General features: G+C 47.5%; 15 protein-coding genes and 1 pseudogene. 7 read left to right on the top strand and 9 right to left on the bottom strand.

What is annotated here, in order from left to right; translation table 11 throughout:
- Positions 1–423 (bottom strand): annotated as a pseudogene (locus ACXAH4_RS19895) (alkaline phosphatase family protein); the annotation flags it as partial.
- Positions 424–536: 113 nt separating this feature from the next.
- Between ACXAH4_RS19895 and ACXAH4_RS19890 the strand changes: the two are divergent.
- Positions 537–1,661 (top strand): hypothetical protein, encoded by a 1,125-nt coding sequence (locus ACXAH4_RS19890; RefSeq protein WP_474883155.1) that lies wholly within the window; start codon positions 537–539, stop codon positions 1,659–1,661.
- Here the strand turns inward: ACXAH4_RS19890 and ACXAH4_RS19885 are convergent.
- From ACXAH4_RS19885 to ACXAH4_RS19875, 3 genes are read right to left on the bottom strand one after another with little or no spacing between them, the layout of a single operon-like run.
- Positions 1,612–2,496 (bottom strand): alpha/beta fold hydrolase, encoded by an 885-nt coding sequence (locus ACXAH4_RS19885; protein WP_474846104.1) that lies wholly within the window; start codon positions 2,494–2,496, stop codon positions 1,612–1,614. The two genes, ACXAH4_RS19890 and ACXAH4_RS19885, sit on opposite strands and share 50 nt — an antisense overlap.
- Entirely contained in the window at positions 2,493–3,602 is a 1,110-nt protein-coding gene (locus ACXAH4_RS19880; protein WP_474846102.1) for an NAD(P)-dependent alcohol dehydrogenase, read from the bottom strand. Before ACXAH4_RS19880 ends, ACXAH4_RS19885 begins: the two co-directional genes overlap by 4 nt.
- A gap of 19 nt (positions 3,603–3,621) precedes the next feature.
- A complete protein-coding gene (locus ACXAH4_RS19875) occupies positions 3,622–5,103 on the bottom strand; it encodes a benzaldehyde dehydrogenase (RefSeq protein WP_474883154.1) in 1,482 nt (493 codons plus the stop codon).
- Between the two features lie 446 nt (positions 5,104–5,549).
- On the opposite strand from ACXAH4_RS19875, the gene ACXAH4_RS19870 reads away from it, so the two are divergent.
- Both ACXAH4_RS19870 and ACXAH4_RS19865 read left to right on the top strand, forming a co-directional pair.
- Positions 5,550–7,973: a TonB-dependent receptor gene (locus ACXAH4_RS19870; RefSeq protein WP_474883152.1), complete on the top strand. Its 2,424-nt coding sequence runs from the start codon at positions 5,550–5,552 to the stop codon at positions 7,971–7,973.
- 105 nt (positions 7,974–8,078) lie between these two features.
- Positions 8,079–9,854 carry a sigma 54-interacting transcriptional regulator gene (locus tag ACXAH4_RS19865; RefSeq protein ID WP_474846096.1) on the top strand — a complete coding sequence of 592 codons (1,776 nt, stop codon included), beginning with the start codon at positions 8,079–8,081 and terminating at the stop codon, positions 9,852–9,854.
- Positions 9,855–9,907: 53 nt separating this feature from the next.
- Here ACXAH4_RS19865 and dps read toward each other — a convergent pair whose 3' ends face one another.
- Positions 9,908–10,420, bottom strand: coding sequence for a DNA starvation/stationary phase protection protein Dps (gene dps, locus ACXAH4_RS19860; RefSeq protein WP_474846094.1), 513 nt, complete (start codon positions 10,418–10,420; stop codon positions 9,908–9,910).
- A 265-nt stretch (positions 10,421–10,685) separates the two neighbouring features.
- On the bottom strand, positions 10,686–11,222 hold the full coding sequence (msrA, locus tag ACXAH4_RS19855; RefSeq protein WP_474846092.1) for a peptide-methionine (S)-S-oxide reductase MsrA: 537 nt from the start codon (positions 11,220–11,222) through the stop codon (positions 10,686–10,688).
- A gap of 170 nt (positions 11,223–11,392) precedes the next feature.
- Between msrA and ACXAH4_RS19850 the strand changes: the two genes are divergently transcribed.
- From ACXAH4_RS19850 to ACXAH4_RS19840, 3 genes are all read left to right on the top strand, one after another.
- A complete protein-coding gene (locus ACXAH4_RS19850) occupies positions 11,393–11,788 on the top strand; it encodes a thiol-disulfide oxidoreductase DCC family protein (protein ID WP_474852589.1) in 396 nt (131 codons plus the stop codon).
- A 1-nt stretch (position 11,789) separates the two neighbouring features.
- Positions 11,790–12,524 carry an SDR family NAD(P)-dependent oxidoreductase gene (locus tag ACXAH4_RS19845; RefSeq protein WP_474883150.1) on the top strand — a complete coding sequence of 245 codons (735 nt, stop codon included), beginning with the start codon at positions 11,790–11,792 and terminating at the stop codon, positions 12,522–12,524.
- A 280-nt stretch (positions 12,525–12,804) separates the two neighbouring features.
- Positions 12,805–14,226 carry a sodium-dependent transporter gene (locus ACXAH4_RS19840; RefSeq protein WP_303574870.1) on the top strand — a complete coding sequence of 474 codons (1,422 nt, stop codon included), beginning with the start codon at positions 12,805–12,807 and terminating at the stop codon, positions 14,224–14,226.
- Positions 14,227–14,230: 4 nt separating this feature from the next.
- On the opposite strand, the gene ACXAH4_RS19835 is transcribed toward ACXAH4_RS19840, so the two are convergent.
- On the bottom strand, positions 14,231–15,076 hold the full coding sequence (locus ACXAH4_RS19835; RefSeq protein ID WP_474883148.1) for an NAD-dependent epimerase/dehydratase family protein: 846 nt from the start codon (positions 15,074–15,076) through the stop codon (positions 14,231–14,233).
- A gap of 48 nt (positions 15,077–15,124) precedes the next feature.
- Positions 15,125–15,925: a DUF2884 family protein gene (locus ACXAH4_RS19830; protein WP_474883146.1), complete on the bottom strand. Its 801-nt coding sequence runs from the start codon at positions 15,923–15,925 to the stop codon at positions 15,125–15,127.
- A gap of 369 nt (positions 15,926–16,294) precedes the next feature.
- On the opposite strand from ACXAH4_RS19830, the gene ACXAH4_RS19825 reads away from it, so the two are divergent.
- The gene (locus tag ACXAH4_RS19825; protein ID WP_119503482.1) at positions 16,295–16,486 is read left to right on the top strand and encodes a hypothetical protein; all 192 of its coding nucleotides are present in this window, start codon (positions 16,295–16,297) and stop codon (positions 16,484–16,486) included.
- Positions 16,487–16,579: 93 nt separating this feature from the next.
- Here the strand turns inward: ACXAH4_RS19825 and ACXAH4_RS19820 are convergent, their stop codons facing one another.
- On the bottom strand, positions 16,580–17,929 hold the full coding sequence (locus ACXAH4_RS19820) for a mechanosensitive ion channel family protein (RefSeq protein ID WP_474883144.1): 1,350 nt from the start codon (positions 17,927–17,929) through the stop codon (positions 16,580–16,582).

The following is a 17,929-nucleotide window of genomic DNA, read 5'->3' as shown; positions in this document are numbered from 1 at the left end:
TTCCTCTTCAATTAATCCGTGAACACGGGTAAGCGCATCTTTTTCATCATGATGAGGTTTCCGGCAGGAGCCGTGTAACACGTTTGTCAGTGCCGGTTGCCAGTAAAAAGAAAGGGCTGATTGCCCTTCAAACAACACGGTCTGCTTTTCATTATCCCACTGACTTTGCTGACACTGAGACGCAAAACGCAGTTCGTATTCGTTTAATCTGCCGGCGGTGAGTGGTGAAGCCAGGTGGGCTTCCAGCAAAGTAACGAAGGCCCGTTCACCGGCCTGTACGGTATGCTGAGCGCATTCTGTCTGCTGCTGATTACATATCAGTTGTGCATCAACCCGTTCACTGGTAACAAGCCAAAGTGTGAAGCCCTGTGAGTGGGTGTGCCTGAGAACCGGCCCCGCCACTACCAGTGGTAAAGATGACATGACGATGTAAAGCTCCTGTGTTTTGATGAGATTCGCAGGTGAGTTTCTTACAGTGATATACTCTTAAACGTTTTAAATTATTTCGCAATTCTTCAACGGGTTAAAGGAAAAGAATGAAACAAATTATTGGCCTGGCCGGTGTGGCGGTATTTGCACTGGGTGCATGCAGCGAAGCGCCGGAGCAAGTTGAAGTAGCCACGGCTTCCAAAGTCACGTCGCTGGAGGCTAAGGGCACGTGGATAAAAGATGAAAGCGGGAATGTAATGGCCGATCCGCAAACATCTGCCCTTACCGTGTGGGAAGGGAAACTGGTGTCCTTGTCTGATGCCAGTGCCGGCGCGGACATGCAGCGCCGGTTGCATTTTATTGACCCTCAAACTGCAACGGTAACCAGTGATGAAGAAAAAATGCGTATTGGCACCACTGTCAGACGCAGTTGTTTTTCAGGTTATCTGGCAGATGCGCCTGATCTTGAGGCGCTGGTCGCTGATCCCGCTAAGCCCGGCGTTTTCTATACCGTAACCGAAGATGCCACCCGCACCGGCGCATTGTCGGTAAGATGCCAGCAGCGTTATCAGAATACCGGGTCGACAGATTATCCGTCATTGCTGGTGCGGCTTGAGCGCCATGAGTTCGGCACCACAATGACAGGTGTCAGGCCGCTGCAATTCCCGCTGTCTCTGAAAGTGGGGGACTACCCCAACGACGGCATTGAGGGACTGGCAATAAGCGCAGATAACACCCTGTATCTCGGACTGGAAAAAGACGCAGCGGGACAGCCCCGTATCTTTTCATTAACCCTGGATGACGACTTCTGGGATACCACGGATTTTGTTCCGGTTGAGGATCCCGGACTTGCTGTGCCTGTTTTTGACAGCGGAAATCATCCTCTGAATGGTCTGGCATGGTATGACGGGGAAGGCGAACAGGGTTACTTGCTGGCTTCTGCGCGTAATGATAATGAATTGTGGGTGATCAGTACTGATCCTGAAAAAGAAACGAAACGCATCCCGTTACATTTCACCGCTCCGGCATCAGGTGATAACTGCAGTACGGAAGAGCGGATGGATAATGCATCCATAGAAGGTTTAACGGTTCTGGGAAACACACTTTATCTGGTAAACGATCCCTGGAAGGAAAACTATTTGAAAAATATAATTTGTGATTCAAATTCGGTAGCCTATCAAGCTATGGCTCCGCTACTTTTTTCTGTTCCCCTCGATCCAGCATGGTTCTAATAAGTTGATTGATTGCGCCCGGTTTTTCAGCTTGCGGTGTGTGGCCACAAGCTGAAAAGACATGAAGGGTTGCTGAAGGTGTATTTGACGATTGAAGCCTGCTGTGCAATTCGGGTATCACCATGTCTTCCCTGCCATGTACAAACCAGGTAACAGGCGGTGGACTGTTTAAAATCGATTGCGTGGTGCGGATCAGATGATTGCGTTGACCAAACACCGAGTTTATGACAGATACGAAGTGACGCAAGCCTTGCTGGGCTGGTTTGTGGTAGCTGTTTCGCCGAACAGCTTCGAGTATCAGCTTGTCAACCTTTTCCGCTTGATAGAAAATAGCTTTGCACTGATTTGTAAAAGCGACTCTGCCGGGTTGCGATAATAGTGCGCCGATTCCCGGCAATCCCATCAGGCGAAAAGGAAATGGTGTCGCATGTCCTAGTGTCGCACTATTCAGTAAGCCCAGTGAAAGCACTTTTTCCGGCATCATTTCGTATATCCTTGTAGCGACAGCCGCACCCAGAGAGTTACCCGCTAAGTGCACTGGCCCATCAGCAATTTGTTTCAGTAGCTGGCAGCCGAGTATAGCCAATACGTTTAAGTCTTCGTGACCATTGACTGGAGAAGAAAGGCCGTGTCCAGGATAGTCCCAGGCTATAATTCTGTAGTCTTGCGAGAGACTACAGAATTGGTTAGCCCAAATCTCAACGCTACTTCCTACACCACCACAGAGCAGGAGCAGAGGTTTGTTTTGAGTTTGTGTGTCCCAGTATCGGATGACGTATTGATCAAGCCGGATTGAGTGCTCTGGTGCAGAGAAATTAAATTCTGTCAGTGTCATTTACCGGCCCCGTTCCATAATATGACAGGCTTAATAGCAGCGCCGTTCTCTATATCTGCAATGGCCTTATTAATGTTTGTGTAGGAGTAAAAGGTAATGAGTTTGTCAAAGGGAAACGTGCCGTTTTCGTAGAGTTCGATTAGAGCTGGTATGAATGTTTCAGGCTGTGATTCCCCTTCCACGATGCCAATCAGATGACGGCCACCACTCATAAAGTGGGTTTCGTTCAACACAATTTCAGCATCCGGACCGGATGCCCCCAATATGCCGCAGGTGCCACGAGGGGCCAAACATTCTACGGCGGTTCGGATAACAGCGGGTATTCCAGTTGTATCCAGCGAAAAATCGGCACCGTGCCCGGTTATCGCTATCAACGAGTTAACGGTGTCGCCTTCAGACAATAATGTGTGTGTAGCCCCTAACTCTTTTGCTATGGCGAGCCTGGACGGGTTTTTATCGACCGCAATAATTGGATAAGCGCCTTGTATCTTTGCCGCCATTATTGCGGCAAGGCCTACTGAGCCGGTGCCAAAGACTATAAAGGATTTACCTTGAGCTACCTTCAACGCATTTATAACGGCACCGGCACCTGTCTGAAGTCCGCAAGCCAGCGGGCCCAGCATTTTCAGATCCGCAGTTTTACTGACTTTCACTACGTTGGTTTGCCTGCAAATGGCAGTGGAGGCAAACGAAGACTGACCAAAGAAATGACTGTGCACAGGGCCGTTTGCGTCTTTAAGAGCGGTGGTGCCGTCTTTCCGTGTAGCAAAGAAATTTTTCGGAAAAAATTCATGACAGTAACTTGGCATCTGTTCCTTGCAACTGGGACATGTTTCGCAGTGATCAAACGTCATTACCACGTGATCACCTACTTTTACTTTCGTTACTTTTTCCCCCACCTGCCTGACAATTCCAGCCCCTTCGTGGCCTAAGACAACTGGAAGGGGGGTAGGGAGCATTCCTGCACGTACTACCAGATCTGTATGGCATATTCCGGTTGCTACTAAGTCGACCATTACCTCGTCTGCGGCAGGCTGGGATAACGTTAAGGTTTCAAGCGTCAGAGGCTTATTATGTTCTCTGGCTACGGCTGCGGTTATTTTCATTATTTGAATCTCACTTTACTTAGAAAGGTTTTAATTGAGCTTTGGGAGAGATGGTCTGCCACTGCCAGTGAGTATATAAATCCCAGTCGGCCGGGCCACAAACTGCAGAACCGTTTCCTGATGATTTGAATCCGCCAAACGGGTTGCAACAATTGTCGTTTACAGTTTGATCATTGATATGGAGCAGTCCTACTTCGAGTTGAGCGCCGATTTGCATAGCTCTTGTGAGGTCGTTGGAGATAACGGCGCCTGCAAGTCCGTAGTCACCACTGTTAGCCAGTTCAATAGCTTCCTCGTCAGTATCGTATGTGACGATATTTACAACCGGCCCGAAGATTTCTTCCTCAAAGCAGCGCATACCGGGCGAGACATCAGTGAGAACTGTCGGGGCGTAGAATAGACCTTCGTGATACCCCCCGCATTGCACAATCGCGCCGGCTTCGACAGAATCTTCGACAATTTTGCTGACTTTCTCTAATTGTTGCGCGCTAATCAGAGAGCCGATGGGGCATTGGCTGTCCAGGTCGCCGTAAGACAGTGTTTTCGCCCGTCCTACAATCTTAGCGATGACTTTTTTAGCAATTGAACGGTGAACTAATATTCGTCCTGAGGCCATACAAATTTGACCCTGATGTAAAAATGCCCCCCATGCGATGTTACTGGCAGCAATATCAATATCTGCGTCATCTAAAATAATAAGCGCGCTTTTTCCACCTAATTCCAATGACACTTTTTTCAGGTGTCTTCCACAAGTTTCTCCTACTAACCTGCCGGCATGCGTTGATCCGGTAAAGGCGATCATACCTACTTCATCTGATGTACAAAGTGCATTTCCAGCGTCTCCGTAACCTGGCAATACTTGATATGTTCCGGCTGGTAATCCAGCGTGCTCAAGTGCCAATGCAAGTAAAAAACCACCTGAGAGCGGCGTGCGGGGATCTGGTTTCGATATTACGGCGTTTCCGGTGGCTAAAGCGGGAGCCACACTTCTTGTACTAAGTACCATCGGGAAATTAAATGGTGATATTACCCCTACAACGCCAATTGGTTTCCTCTTTGCGAAAGACAGCTTTCCTTCATCGTCAGGCAAGGTGATCCCGTGAGGTTGTAGAGCCATTCCTGCAGCAAGTTTTAAAAGTGTGATGCACTCCTTTACCTCGTGTTCGCCTTTGAATCTGGCACCACCTGTTTCTCTGGCCACAATCTCGCTAAATGATGTGAAATGTGTTTGCAGAAAATTTGCGGCTTTCAAAAAAACATCTGCTTTTTCTCTGGCAGCTATCATTGCCCACGCCATGCCTGCGCGGGATGCGTCTTTTGCTGCTCTACGGATATCCTCTTCGCCGGCGTTACCGACTTCTGTTAGCCACATCTGTTTGGCCGGTTCATCGACAGCGATAGTTTCTCGTCCATTTTTTGTCCATTTGCCAGTATATATACAGCTTTTCCAGGGTTGTTCTTTTAGCCATTGATTGACCACGGTTTCTTCCTCAATTTTCATAAATATCGCCATGGGTATTTCAAGTCATGTGCCAAAATACACATGTGGATAACATTTTATTTACGTTGGCGGTGATGGTAAGGGCTCGGTGGATAGTCTGGTCGGCTGGAAGACACGAATATATGACGGTTACTATCTGATAAGTGCTCTAATGATCAATTTTGTCCTAAGTGATTGCTCATTTGATCAATCAGGACGACTCATGCCCACGATACCTGAGCTGAATGTAAGGTGATAGTGTAGAAAAGTACTATTTTTTTTAACATTTAAGTTCGATGAGGTACTCATTTTTGATGATGATAAAATCATACTTAATTATCTTTTTCTTTTAAAATAGCATTAAATATCAATGATATGTTTTTATCTTTCTTGGTTGGCTTTGTTTTTGCTTTGTTAGTTTTTTGAGTGCTAAATGTAAATTAAATGAAGACCCTGAGGAAAATAAAATGAAATTAAAAACCACCCCGCTCGTGCCGTTAAGATTAACTGCGCTCGCATCTACTTTGTGTATTGCAGTGACTAATCAAGCGAGTGCACAGGAGGATAATAAAGGCACTTTGGAAGTCATCAGTGTCACAGCCCAGAAAAGGGTAGAAAATGCACAAGAAGTTCCTATAGCAATTAGTGCTATTTCTGCAAATGGTATCCGCGATAATGATATTGGTAATGTAACTGAAGTGTCTGCTTTTATCCCCAACGTAGAGATGGACGCGACTTCGCCTTTTGCTGGTTCGTCGTCTGTTCTGAGTGCTTTTATTCGCGGGATCGGACAAAACGATTTTGCCTTTAATCTCGAACCGGGAGTGGGTCTCTATGTTGATGGTGTGTACTACGCCCGTACTCTTGGTGCCGTAGTTGATACTTTGAATCTTGAGCGAATTGAAGTATTGAAAGGCCCTCAGGGGACTTTATTTGGCAGGAACACTATTGGTGGTGCGCTTAACATAATATCAAGTCGTCCATCAGACGAATTTGCATTTAAATCGGAAGTGACGGTAGGCAGTTTTAACCGGCAAGATCTACGTGTGGCTGCCGATATTCCGCTTTCTGATGATTTACTGACTCAGGTCTCGTTTTCATCAAAACGAAGGGACGGTTACCAAAAGCGATTGAGATTTCCGGGCAGTGAAGCATTTGTAAACGACATCGGGCATTTCAACACTACTAAAAATCAGTTGACGTACGGAGATGCGGCGGGAGCTGAAAATGCAGTTAATGGTCGTATAAAAGCGGAATACATTGTATCAGACGATCTGACTTTAACATTATCAGCTGATTATACCGATACCGATGAAAGCGCTGCCCCTTCGACACTGATTTCAGTCGACAATACAGCCAGCCTTGCTTCATTATATAATACATGTATAAGTCTGGATACAGCTACACTTGATGGTATTGGCTTAGGCGCGGTATGTGGAACACGGGCAACTATCGGAACGGCACTGGCAGGAGCAAATGCAGATGACGACCCGTCAAATAATCGTCTGCCCATCGATGATCGATATATCACGGGTGATCCGGATATTACCTATGCCGCGGGCAGTAATTTCTCAGAGCTTGAAGCTTGGGGAACTGCTCTTACCGCAGAATGGGATCTCAACGGTGATCTGGGATTGAAATCGATTACTGCGTACCGTTCATTGGCGTCCAGCTTCGGCGTTGACAATTCAGGTGGGCCGTTCACGATGGTCGACACATCATTTTACATGGAGCAGAGCCAGTTTTCCGAAGAACTGCAACTGACCGGTACCGCATTTAACGACAAAATGAAATGGGTGACAGGTCTATATTATTTTACAGAAGAAGGCACACTCGTTGACACGCCTGTATTTGCTGCTGGTTTGGTTCAGGTTTACGGACCGAATGACTTGCAGAACGAAGCAGTAGCCGGGTTTGCGCACATTAATTATGAAATTAATGACAGATGGGGAGCGACCTTCGGGATCCGTTACACCCGTGAAGATAAAGAATTTGAAGGGAAGCAACTCGAGCTTAACCAGTTTGGCATAAAGGTGGGTTTTCCGTCTAGCCTCTATCCTGATCAAGATGACCTGACGAGAGTTTATCCATTAGGGAAAAATACGTTGTCGTTTGATGATACCTCTATACATCTCGGTTTTGAATATCATATTACTAAAGACATAATGAGCTACGCGTCATATTCTCAAGGCTTTAAATCCGGCGGGTGGACAACACGACTAACAGTACCCGAGCCCGGGAATGTGCCACCTACCTTTGAACCTGAAGAAGCCGACAGCTATGAATTGGGCATCAAGTCACGATTTTGGGACGGAGCGGCACAGGTCAATGCTGCTGCGTTTTACACTGATTATGACAATATTCAAATCACAGTAAATCGCGGACTATCTCCTTTCTTTGAGAACGCAGCGAAAGGCGAAATCGGCGGTCTTGAAGTGGAGGGTCAGTTTATCGTCACGGAAAATTTGTATGTGAATGCATCACTAGGCTATATAGATGCAAAATACACCGAATTGGAAGAGGGAGCTGTAATAGACGGAGATGCCAAATTCGTGAATACACCAGAATTCTCCAGCAGCCTGGGAGTTCGCTACCATTATATGCTTGAATCAGGTGCTGAATGGGTATGGATGGCGGACTGGGCATTCAGAACGGAGACAGCGAATGTCACTGAGAACTCGCCGGGGACGAATCAGCCTGCATATCATCTTGCAAATGCATCTGTGAAGTATATTTCCGCCGAAGGAAACTGGGATGTGTCACTCCGTGGCGAAAATATTACGGATAATCGCGTTATCGTCACAGGTTTCAGAAACAACGATGTGGGCACTACGCAAGTTGTGTACAACGCGCCGCGTATGTGGTCTTTGAATTTCAGTTTCCGTTACTGAAATAAGCATCCAGCGGACCGTAAGTGATATGCGGTCCGCTTTTAGTGTAAATCCCCACTAATCCCGCTACTCTTAGTTTATCCAGTTGTATAAGAATTTCCGGTCATGAAAAGGTACGAAAAACAAATTCACAACAAAGTCTCTCTTGCGGGACTCGTTTCGAAGGATGGATCTGGGGCACTGCACGGTTCATCATCAAAACTGGATGAATCTACCAGCCCGACTATTGATGAGCTGACCGAATGTTTATTTTTTTCACCCGGAGACGGGCGAATTTGGATGAATGACCAGCGCATGATATTGCTCCACGGAAAGTCTTTCGGAGCTTTAAGACAACAAATAATTGATACGCTTGGTCTGGATGAAGCAAGGAAGCTGTTTATGCGGGTAGGGTATTTGTCAGGTGCGAGGGATGGTGAACTGGTTAAATCTCAGTGGCCTGAAGCCGATCCTGCTTCAATATTTGCCGCAGGTACTAACTTGCACTCGCTTGAAGGCGCCGTGAAAGTGGAGACAGTACATTTTGAATTTGACAAATCGGAAGGTCTTTATGATGGCGAGTTTGTTTGGCACAACAGCCTTGAGGCAGAGCAGCATCTCACTTCCTATGGAGTTAGTAGCCAGCCTGTTTGCTGGATGGAAATCGGCTATGCTATCGGCTATGTCAGTTGTCTTCTTGGTACATTGGTTATTTTCCGCGAGTCCGGATGCCTCGGTATGGGGCATACCCATTGCAAGTTAGTAGGGAAGAATGCCAATAAATGGCCAGAGGGGCAGCAAGATGTAGATTTTCTTGTGAAACACCGAAAGAAAAAGAAAGGTGAACCATATTCCGAAAAAAACAGTTTTCCAGTTGCTCATGATGAGAGTGAGGAGCAGGAAAGTATGGTCGGTGTTTCCCCTGCCTTTCTGACAGTCAGTCATGCGCTTAGCAAAGTGGCGCGAACAAACGCTACGGTTTTGTTAACTGGTGAATCTGGAGTGGGTAAAGAGCTCTTTGCGCAACAATTGCATTATTCCAGTAAAAGGCACCGGTCCCCGTTTGTTGCTTTTAACTGTGCAGCTATTCCGGATAATCTTCTCGAAGCTGAATTGTTCGGTGTCGAAAAAGGTGCTTTTACAGGAGCAACACACAGCCGTGAAGGCCGCTTTGAACGGGCTGAAGGTGGGACTTTATTTCTCGATGAGCTGGGCACATTAAGCCTGTCCGGACAGAGCAAGTTACTCCGTGCTTTACAGGAGAAGGAGATCGAAAGAGTGGGCGGTACTAAACCTGTTTCTGTCGATGTCAGAGTTGTAGCTGCGACAAATTTGAATTTGTTAGATGCCGTTGAAAAGGGAGAATTTCGCGAAGATTTATATTACCGGTTAAATGTGTTTCCCATTGCTCTACCTCCTCTCAGGGAGAGGCGCGATGATATCCCACTGCTGGTCAATCATTTTTTCAAAAAATACTGCATCCTTCATGAAAAAAAACTATCCGGAATAACTCTCAGGGCCTCTCAAGCCTTACTAAACTATGATTTTCCGGGCAATATCAGAGAGCTGCAAAACATTGTTGAGCGCGGTGTCATATGGGCGGAAGACCACGATAGTGTCGATATACATCATATGTTTCACAAAGAGCCTTTACCTGAAAAATTTTTACTCTCAGTGAATGCACAGGGGCAGTTGGGTCAGCAATCAAATTATTCGTCAGAAAACATTTTAGAAAAAGTAGAAACTTTGCAATCCGGTGGCTTTTCCCTCGACTCTCTGGAGCGAACTTTGCTAAAAGAAGCGGTTTTACTGAACGATAATAATTTGTCCGCTGCGGCCCGAAAATTAGGTATCAGTCGTGCTCAGCTGGCCTACCGTATGAAAAAATACAATTTGGGTTAACGGAAAATTGCGCTCCTGAACGGAGCGCAAATTTAAGTCAGACAGATCTCTGTTTAGTTTTTCAATTCGCCACTGGCAGATTCGATGTGCGCTCTTACGAACCACTGGAACTGTTCCAGATCAGCCAGCTGACCGGTGATCATATCTTCTGATACAGGGTCCAGCTCTTCCAGTTCTTCAATAGCGTTACGGTGGTCGCCATTCACACCGTTGTACACGGCATCCAGCGCTACCAGGTGATCAGTGACCAGTGCCTTGCCAATCTTGTAGTCTTCCCATGAACGACCTTCAACAATCGCTTTAGGCGTACCGTGAGGTACTCCGCCAAGGGTAGCAATTCGTTCTGCAATGGTATCTGTCATATCGCGCACGGCATCGACCTGCGGGTCCAGCATTTCATGTACACCGATAAAATTCGGGCCAACCACGTTCCAGTGAATATGCTTCAGCGTAAGCTGTAAATCCAGCAGTGCCACCAGACGTTGTTCAAGCACAGCAACAGCTTTTTTAGCAGCGTCTTTTTTCATACCCGGTGCAGTAAATGCAGCAACATTACTCTTACTCATGATTTCTCCTGCTTTAGTCGTTTACGGCTGCAGACTCTCTGAGCGGGCAGCCTCTAAGTTAGTGAATTAGTAGCTGCAAACCACGTACCGGCTGTAACATTTTTCTCTTTTCACCTTTTAGAAAGCGGGCTGCAGAGGATTTTTAACGGATTGCGACAGAGGCAAAATGGCTGGCGGGTAAGAAAAACATGCAGACATCTGTAAATTGTGCAAAAAAAAGCAGCCCTGAAGGCTGCCTGATAAATGAATGTGCCGGGATGCAGACTTAACGCAATCTGGCAGCAAACGTCTTTTTAAACTTAGCCAGCTTAGGTGCCACTACCATGGCGCAGTATTGATTCTGCGGATTATTTTTGAAGTAATTCTGGTGGTAGTCTTCTGCCGGATAGTAATTATTAACTTCTGTTACTTCAGTAACGACGGGGTCAGGCCAAATCTCATCGTCATTAATTTCCTGAATAATTTTCTGTGCCTCATCCCGCTGGCTTTCGGAATGATAAAAGATTGCGCTGCGATACTGCGGGCCAGTGTCGTTCCCCTGGCGGTCAACCTGCGTGGGATTATGCAAAGCAAAGAAAATTTCGAGGATTTCACGGTAAGAAATGCTGGCCGGATCAAATTCAACCCGCACGACTTCAGCATGCCCGGTATCTTTTTTACAGACGGCCTCATAGGAAGGATTTTCAACGTGTCCGCCGGCATATCCGGAAATAGCGCTTATTACGCCTTCCACACTGTTGAATGCCGATTCAATACACCAGAAGCATCCTCCGCCGAGTGTCGCAGTTTCTGTCGTTGCCATTATTAAAGCTCCTGTTATCAGATTTCCTGTAATGTGGTTACGTTAGTCGCTGACTTCAACCTCAAGTTACGCTTTTTTAATCTCTGAATGATGTGCAACCGCGTACTATTATACAGGTAAAGTGGTACATCGGGCCGGCGGTGATTCAGGCCCCGGTAAACGGAGAAATCATGAAAATCTTCTATGACAGTTACTGCCCCTTATGTTGTGCTGAAATGTCTCATATCAAAAAGCGTGATCAGCATGGCAGGATCCAACTGGTAGATATTCAGGATCCTGCCTTCAGTGAGCATTATCCCGGGCTGGACAGAGCACAACTGGATGCCAGAATTCACGTAGAGCTGGATAACGGTGAAATGGTTACCGGACTGGACGCTACCCACGCAGCCTGGCAGGCTGTAGGGCGGGGCTGGCTTTACGCGCCTCTTCGCTGGCCGGTGATCCGCATTGTTGCCGACATTGCCTACAACCTTTTCGCCAGAAACCGTTATACCATTTCCTATTTGCTCACCGGCCGCCGCCGGACCTGTGATGATGGCCAGTGCGGTTACAGGACGGACAAATAATATGGCGCATACTCACCTCATTATTGGCGCCGGCGGTGCTATCGGGCGGGCAGTGACAGAAGCACTGGCCGCCAGAGAGCCTCAAAGCCGTGTCTTTGCCGTCGCAAGGCAACACCAGCAGAGTTTTGAAGCCGGCAACGTGACAGCAATCACGCTGGAATCTGCAAATGAAGAAGCAGTAAACCAATGGACGGCTGAACAGAAAGCACGTGGCATCGTATTTTCGACAGTCATTTGTACCGCCGGGGTCCTGCATGGCGACGCAGGCGGCACGGAGGTGAGGCCTGAAAAGAAAATCGAAGACATCAGTGCGGATAAACTGCTGGCATACTTTTCGGTGAATACTGTGGTACCGGCGATCTGGCTGAAAGCACTTGTGAATGTGCTGGATAAAGAGAGAAGTACCATTGCATGCTTAAGTGCCCGTGTGGGCAGTATCAGTGATAACAGGCTGGGCGGCTGGTATGGCTACCGGGCCTCAAAGGCGGCACTGAATATGATGCTGAAAACCGCGGCTGCAGAATTTTCCCGCCGGAGTAAAAATACGGTGCTTATCAGCTACCATCCGGGCACAGTGGACAGTGCGTTGTCGGAACCATTTCAGGGCAACGTATCTGAGGGAAAACTCTTTACGCCTGCCTTTACTGCTTCACAGTTACTTGATTTCATTGACAAAGCGACGCCGGAAAATAATCCGCATTTCATCGACTGGGCGCATAAACCTGTTCCCTGGTAAGAGATCACTACACTGAGCCGGGCCGGAACAGGCCATTCCAGCGCTCAAATACGGGACATTCGGCAGGGACGCTGATACTATTCGCCCTTATATCCGCGTGAAAATGACAACGATATAACTGCCCAGGCACAGCTAAAAGTGCAGGTAGTGTGGGGAAGGTGACAGCCGGAATGACTTAGGGTAATCCGGTTGTCGCACGTGTGAACGACAATAATCTTCATTGGAAGAATATAAAATCATCACCACCCGATTATAACAATAAGTGAAGAGGAAAGATGATATGAGCGGGGCGAGAGAACAGTTCGGATCGCGCATCGGATTCATTCTAGCCGCAGCCGGGTCTGCGGTAGGTATCGGTAACCTGGTCGGGTTTCCGGTGGGCGCTGCAAAAAATGGCGGTGGCGCTTTCTTGCTGATGTACGCCATTTTCGTTGTGGCTATCTGTTTGCCGGTAATGCTGGCAGAAATGTCAGTGGGCCGTCATGCCAGAAAAGATCCCTTAGGCGCATACCGGGATTTGAGTAATAACGCCACGCACTGGAAGCTGGCCGGCTGGTTATCGATTATTACGCCGTTTATGATTGCCGTGTTTTATCTGGTGATCACGGTGTGGATATTCGGCTATCTGTACGAAATCATCACCGGTGATTTAGATATTCTGGCTAACCCGGATACCTTCGGCACCTTTATCAACAGTGAAAAAATCTTTGTTTACATGGCCGGTGTTGTGGCTGTGGTCTATCTGATCTTGCAGGGTGGTGTCAAAGAAGGTATCGAGAAAGCGGCCAAGCTGCTGATGCCAACATTGTTTATCATGCTGCTGTTGCTGGTGGGCTTCGTACTTATGCAGGACAACGCCATGAAAGGCGTAGAGTTCTACCTGGTGCCAGATTTTTCTAAAATCAATGCATCGGTCATTAACGGGGCGCTGTCTCAGGCATTCTTCTCCCTGTCACTGGGTATGGGGATCATGATCACCTACGGCAGCTATATCGATAAGCGTGCTGATGTGCCCGGGTCTGCCAAGCTGGTGGCTCTGACTGATACGGCTGTGGCGTTTACGGCGGGCCTGATGATTTTGCCGGCGATCTTCTCATTCGACCCGAATACCAATCCGGACGAACTCAGTGAGTCCTCAATCGGTATGATTTTCACGTTTTTGCCTAAGATATTCCTCGCTTTGCAGGACTCCATTGGCTATACCGGCGCTAGCATTGTGGCAGCGATTTTCTTCCTGCAGGTGTTTTTTGCGGCTATCACCTCACTGGTTTCGATTTTCGAAGTACCTGTGGCAGCGCTGATGGACGAGAAAGACATGGGGCGGAAGCCTGCACTGTTTGTACTGGGTGTTTTGATGGTTGTGCTTGCGGTGCTGTGTGCACTGTCGTTCGGTTACAACGCGTTTCTGACTGAGTTCGTCAGCTATGCCGGTGCGAAGAAATCGTTCTTTGATGTGGTGTATGACGTGTTTTACGACACCATTCTGCCGCTGAACGGCTTCTTAATTTGTATCTTCGTTATCTATCGCTGGAAGAAACATAACTTCAACAAGGCGCTGGATGAAGGTGCAGAGAACTACAAAGGCAGCTTCTTCGAGAAGTATGTTGATGTGTCAGTGGGCACTTTCATTCCGGTCATCCTGTTGCTGGTATTTATCAATACCGTGGCTGTAAAGTATTTCGGTCACAGCCTGTTCGGCTAATGATTCAAAGCATATCAAAGGGGCTGGCGTATTCCGGCGTCAGTCCCAGTGCTTCCCAGCAGTCTTTGCTGAGGATTTTCTTCCCGTCAGCAGCATTATTATGTTCAGCACTGAATTGCGGTGCAGGTAACGTCAGAGCCTCTGCTGCCCAACGGTAGTAGTCATCCCTGCGGGGATGCTCCAGACTGCAGAGTTGCATCAATGGGGGAAACGCTGAAGTACCGTCAACTTCCTTCAGAATACAAATCAGGGCTTTGACCACATCGGACACATGCACCAGGTTTACCGCCTGCTCGCCTTTATCCAGCGTTTTACCGGCCAGGAATTTTGCCGGATGACGGGAACCTCCCACCAGTCCGGCCAGACGAACCACATGAACGCGGGGATCCTGCCCGGCCAGTAAGAACCTTTCGATGTCGCAATGCACTTTACCTGAATCTGTAGCCGGCGCTACAGGGGCGTTGACTGTCAGCTCTCCTTCAGCATTCCCGAACACAGAAGTGGTGCTGATGAAAATAAGCTTCTTTGCCCCTGCGTTCAGGAAGTCAGTCGCCAGAGCCGTCATTGCGCGGGTAAAGTCATCACCCACCGCTTTTTTTCGTCCCGGCGGAATATTCAGTATTACTGCGTTGTCTGCACTCTGTTTTATCAGTGATGTGGCATCATCACCCAGCGCGAACAACACCGGGGTCACGCCTTTTTCGCGCAGCGCGTCTGCCTTTTCCTGTGAACGGGTTGTACCGGTAATGGTTGCTTCAGGCAATGCATCAACCAGGAACTGACCCAGCCACCCACAGCCACACAGTGTGAGGTTAAGGGAGTGAATTGAGTTTGCAGATATATCAGACATAAAAAAGCCGGAAAACAAGTTTCCGGCAGTGTAGCACGATACGTATTTTTACATCTTTAAATCAGAGTCACTGTTGATGGTCAGCACATTCAGGTTTTCGAGGCCCGGAATGTGTTTTTGCATTTTAAGCTCGGCGTAATCGGCTTTTTTCAGCACTTCACACAGGGCGTCAGCGCGTTTTTCGATAGCCGCAGATTTTGCCTCAACACGCTGTTCGAAATCTTCTTCCCAGTTTTCCATGTGTTGTTCAAAGTTATCAAAGTCTTCGTCACCGCTTAGCATGGCCTTGCCGATAGCAATCAGCAGGCGACCGGTGGAATTGGCAATGATGTTTTCTACCTGGTCTTCAAATTTGTTTTCCCAGCGTTCTGAAATCCAGCCATCTTCTTCGAAATCCTCACTGTTCATACGCACTTCACCGTCAACATCATAAAAATGGCTGTCCATTTCAGTACGCATACCGGCAAACATTTCATTTAAATCCGTCACGATGCCGTTGTCCTCTCCCAGCAGTTCACCGAAGGCTTCATTGATGGAGTTGCCGGCAAGTTCCAGTGCGTCGTAGGTAATTTCCAGTGTCATTGGAATTGCCGTTTCAATGTTGTGGTAATAGTCATTCACCCATTGTTGCTGCTCGCTGGTCAGTGACACTGAGCGGTTGTTTACAGTCATCTGGCCTGAACCATTAATCACCACATGCTCGTCGTTGGCCGTAAAGAGCGTCAGTACGCCTTTTTGCCAGTTAACATCGCCCTGCAGGTTCATATCGCAGTGCTCAGAGTCCATGCCTGCGAAGGCGGGTGAAGCACAGAGGGCAGCGGTCATTGTCAGGGCAGCAAAAGTTTTCATGTCTCTTCCTTTTTAAAATCTGTCGGTTGCGGCAGCTTGTCCGGCGGGTGATGTTCCGGTAAACAGCCTGAATGATTCAGTAACGTTTGTGCTGATATAGCAACCCTGAGGCCAACTTTAAAAATTATTATTTATCAATGGTTTGCTCGTGTTTTAAATATAGTGATATCGCATTTTTACTCTGTGGATTAGTGTAAATTCCGATAAAGTGGCGCAATTGACCAGGATCAAACAGACCTTGCACAGAGTGATGATTAATTACGCATTTTCAGGATTTTGTTGCATAATACAAGCAGACTGAAAACCTGATCTTTGTCCTCTGTATGACAGGCAGGTTTAAAAATGAAAAGAATAGTGAAGGGTAATGTGATGAGTGAGTGGATAAGTGCTGTTGGTTTTGGCGCCGGCCTGATTGCTTTTGTACTGGGTATGTCCAGTATTATCATGGGATTCATGAGTGCTAAAGCCGGGGCGGAAGGTATGCAGGAGAAAATTGAATATGGTTTCTTCGGCGTGTCAGGCCTGGTAGTTTGCGTACTGATGGCATACGCCCTTTCCTGATGTTTCCGGCAGATTTACTCTGCGCCGGAAAATCCTTTCAGATATTCCCATTGATTAAGGCTTGCCGGTGACGGCAAGCCTTAACTGTCTCTGCTATTGCGGACGGTCTCCCGCTGAACTTTCTTCTCCGTCCGCGTTAACCTTTGATTCCCTTTTGCCTTCATACACGGCTTCCGGGGCATCGTCATAGTGACTGGCCAGCATTAAATGGCTGTCCCGCTGGTAAGCCCGTAAATCGAACATGGGCAGCATTGCCATAATATGATCGAAGATATCTGCCTGTACTTTCTCATAGGCAACCCACTCTTTCTTCGCACTGAAGCAGTAAACTTCCAGTGGTAACCCCAGCTCGTTAGGGGGCATTTGTCTTACCATCAGAGTCAGTGACTGATTAATATTGGGGTGTTTCTGTAAATAGGCTTCCAGATATGCTCGGAAGGTACCGATATTGGTGAGACGGCGGCTGTTCAGCAGGTCCGACTCATCAATGGAATAGTCTTTGTGGTACGCCTGCAGTTCTTTTACTTTCTTATCGATATACTCTGAGATGTAGCGGATCTTACTGAAGCGGGCCATCATCTTGCTGTCGCAAAGTTTAATGGAATGAATATCGATGTAAACCGAGCGCTTGATCCTGCGTCCTCCCGATTCCTGCATACCCCGCCAGTTCTTGACCGCTTCTGTTGTCAGTGAATAGCTGGGCAGCGTAGAAATGGTCTTGTCCCAGTTCTGCACTTTCACATTTGTCAGACCGATTTCCAGTATTTCTCCGTCCACCTCAAATTTGGTGATTTGGATCCAGTCTCCGGTGTTAAACATCCGGTTCGCTGCAATCTGAATACCTGCCACAAAGCCTAAAATGGTGTCACGGAAAATGAGTAACAGTACCGCGGCCAGTGCAGTCAGGCCTGACATGATCAGCAGCGGGTTCTTGTCGACAATCAGTGAAACACACAGCAACAATACGATGACTGAGAAGAATAGTTTGGCGACCTGAATGAAGCCGGTTATTGATGCCCGTTTGGCCAGATAAGATGCGTTATACACATCCTGAACCGTGTTCAGCAGGGCAAATAAGCCGATAAGCGCTGTAATCATCATGTACAGCATGGAGGTTTTTATCATGAACCCGTGTAACAGGTTTTCTTCATTGATAAGTACCGGCGTCAGCAGAAAAATCACAATGGCCGGAACAAGGTGCGTTAACCGCCGGAAGAAACCGTGATTCAGTAATGCGTCGTCCCAGCTGTTTTTACTGCGTTTCACCAGCATGGCGATCTGCACTTTCAGCAGTATACGACTGACAATATAAAACACCGCTGCGACCAGCAGAATGCCGGAGATCGCAAGGGTGTTGTATAAAAGGGTATCTGTGGTGAGGTCCGGAAATATGTCTTTTACAGTGTGTACAAAGGTATCTCTGATTGAAGATGCAATCTGCAC

This window comes from Alteromonas sp. ABV2_168 (genome assembly GCF_056161165.1).
The sequence above is the reverse complement of the archived record's forward strand: the minus strand, read 5'-3'. Positions and strand labels throughout refer to the sequence as shown.

Excerpts from the sequence above, each read along its gene's own strand:
- ACXAH4_RS19890 (WP_474883155.1), top strand. The coding sequence starts at position 537 with ATGAAACAAATTATTGGCCTGGCCGGTGTGGCGGTATTTGCACTGGGT.
- ACXAH4_RS19885 (WP_474846104.1), bottom strand. The coding sequence starts at position 2,496 with ATGACACTGACAGAATTTAATTTCTCTGCACCAGAGCACTCAATCCGG.
- ACXAH4_RS19880 (WP_474846102.1), bottom strand. The coding sequence starts at position 3,602 with ATGAAAATAACCGCAGCCGTAGCCAGAGAACATAATAAGCCTCTGACG.
- ACXAH4_RS19875 (WP_474883154.1), bottom strand. The coding sequence starts at position 5,103 with ATGAAAATTGAGGAAGAAACCGTGGTCAATCAATGGCTAAAAGAACAA.
- ACXAH4_RS19870 (WP_474883152.1), top strand. The coding sequence starts at position 5,550 with ATGAAATTAAAAACCACCCCGCTCGTGCCGTTAAGATTAACTGCGCTC.
- ACXAH4_RS19865 (WP_474846096.1), top strand. The coding sequence starts at position 8,079 with ATGAAAAGGTACGAAAAACAAATTCACAACAAAGTCTCTCTTGCGGGA.
- dps (WP_474846094.1), bottom strand. The coding sequence starts at position 10,420 with ATGAGTAAGAGTAATGTTGCTGCATTTACTGCACCGGGTATGAAAAAA.
- msrA (WP_474846092.1), bottom strand. The coding sequence starts at position 11,222 with ATGGCAACGACAGAAACTGCGACACTCGGCGGAGGATGCTTCTGGTGT.
- ACXAH4_RS19850 (WP_474852589.1), top strand. The coding sequence starts at position 11,393 with ATGAAAATCTTCTATGACAGTTACTGCCCCTTATGTTGTGCTGAAATG.
- ACXAH4_RS19845 (WP_474883150.1), top strand. The coding sequence starts at position 11,790 with ATGGCGCATACTCACCTCATTATTGGCGCCGGCGGTGCTATCGGGCGG.
- ACXAH4_RS19840 (WP_303574870.1), top strand. The coding sequence starts at position 12,805 with ATGAGCGGGGCGAGAGAACAGTTCGGATCGCGCATCGGATTCATTCTA.
- ACXAH4_RS19835 (WP_474883148.1), bottom strand. The coding sequence starts at position 15,076 with ATGTCTGATATATCTGCAAACTCAATTCACTCCCTTAACCTCACACTG.
- ACXAH4_RS19830 (WP_474883146.1), bottom strand. The coding sequence starts at position 15,925 with ATGAAAACTTTTGCTGCCCTGACAATGACCGCTGCCCTCTGTGCTTCA.
- ACXAH4_RS19825 (WP_119503482.1), top strand. The coding sequence starts at position 16,295 with ATGAGTGAGTGGATAAGTGCTGTTGGTTTTGGCGCCGGCCTGATTGCT.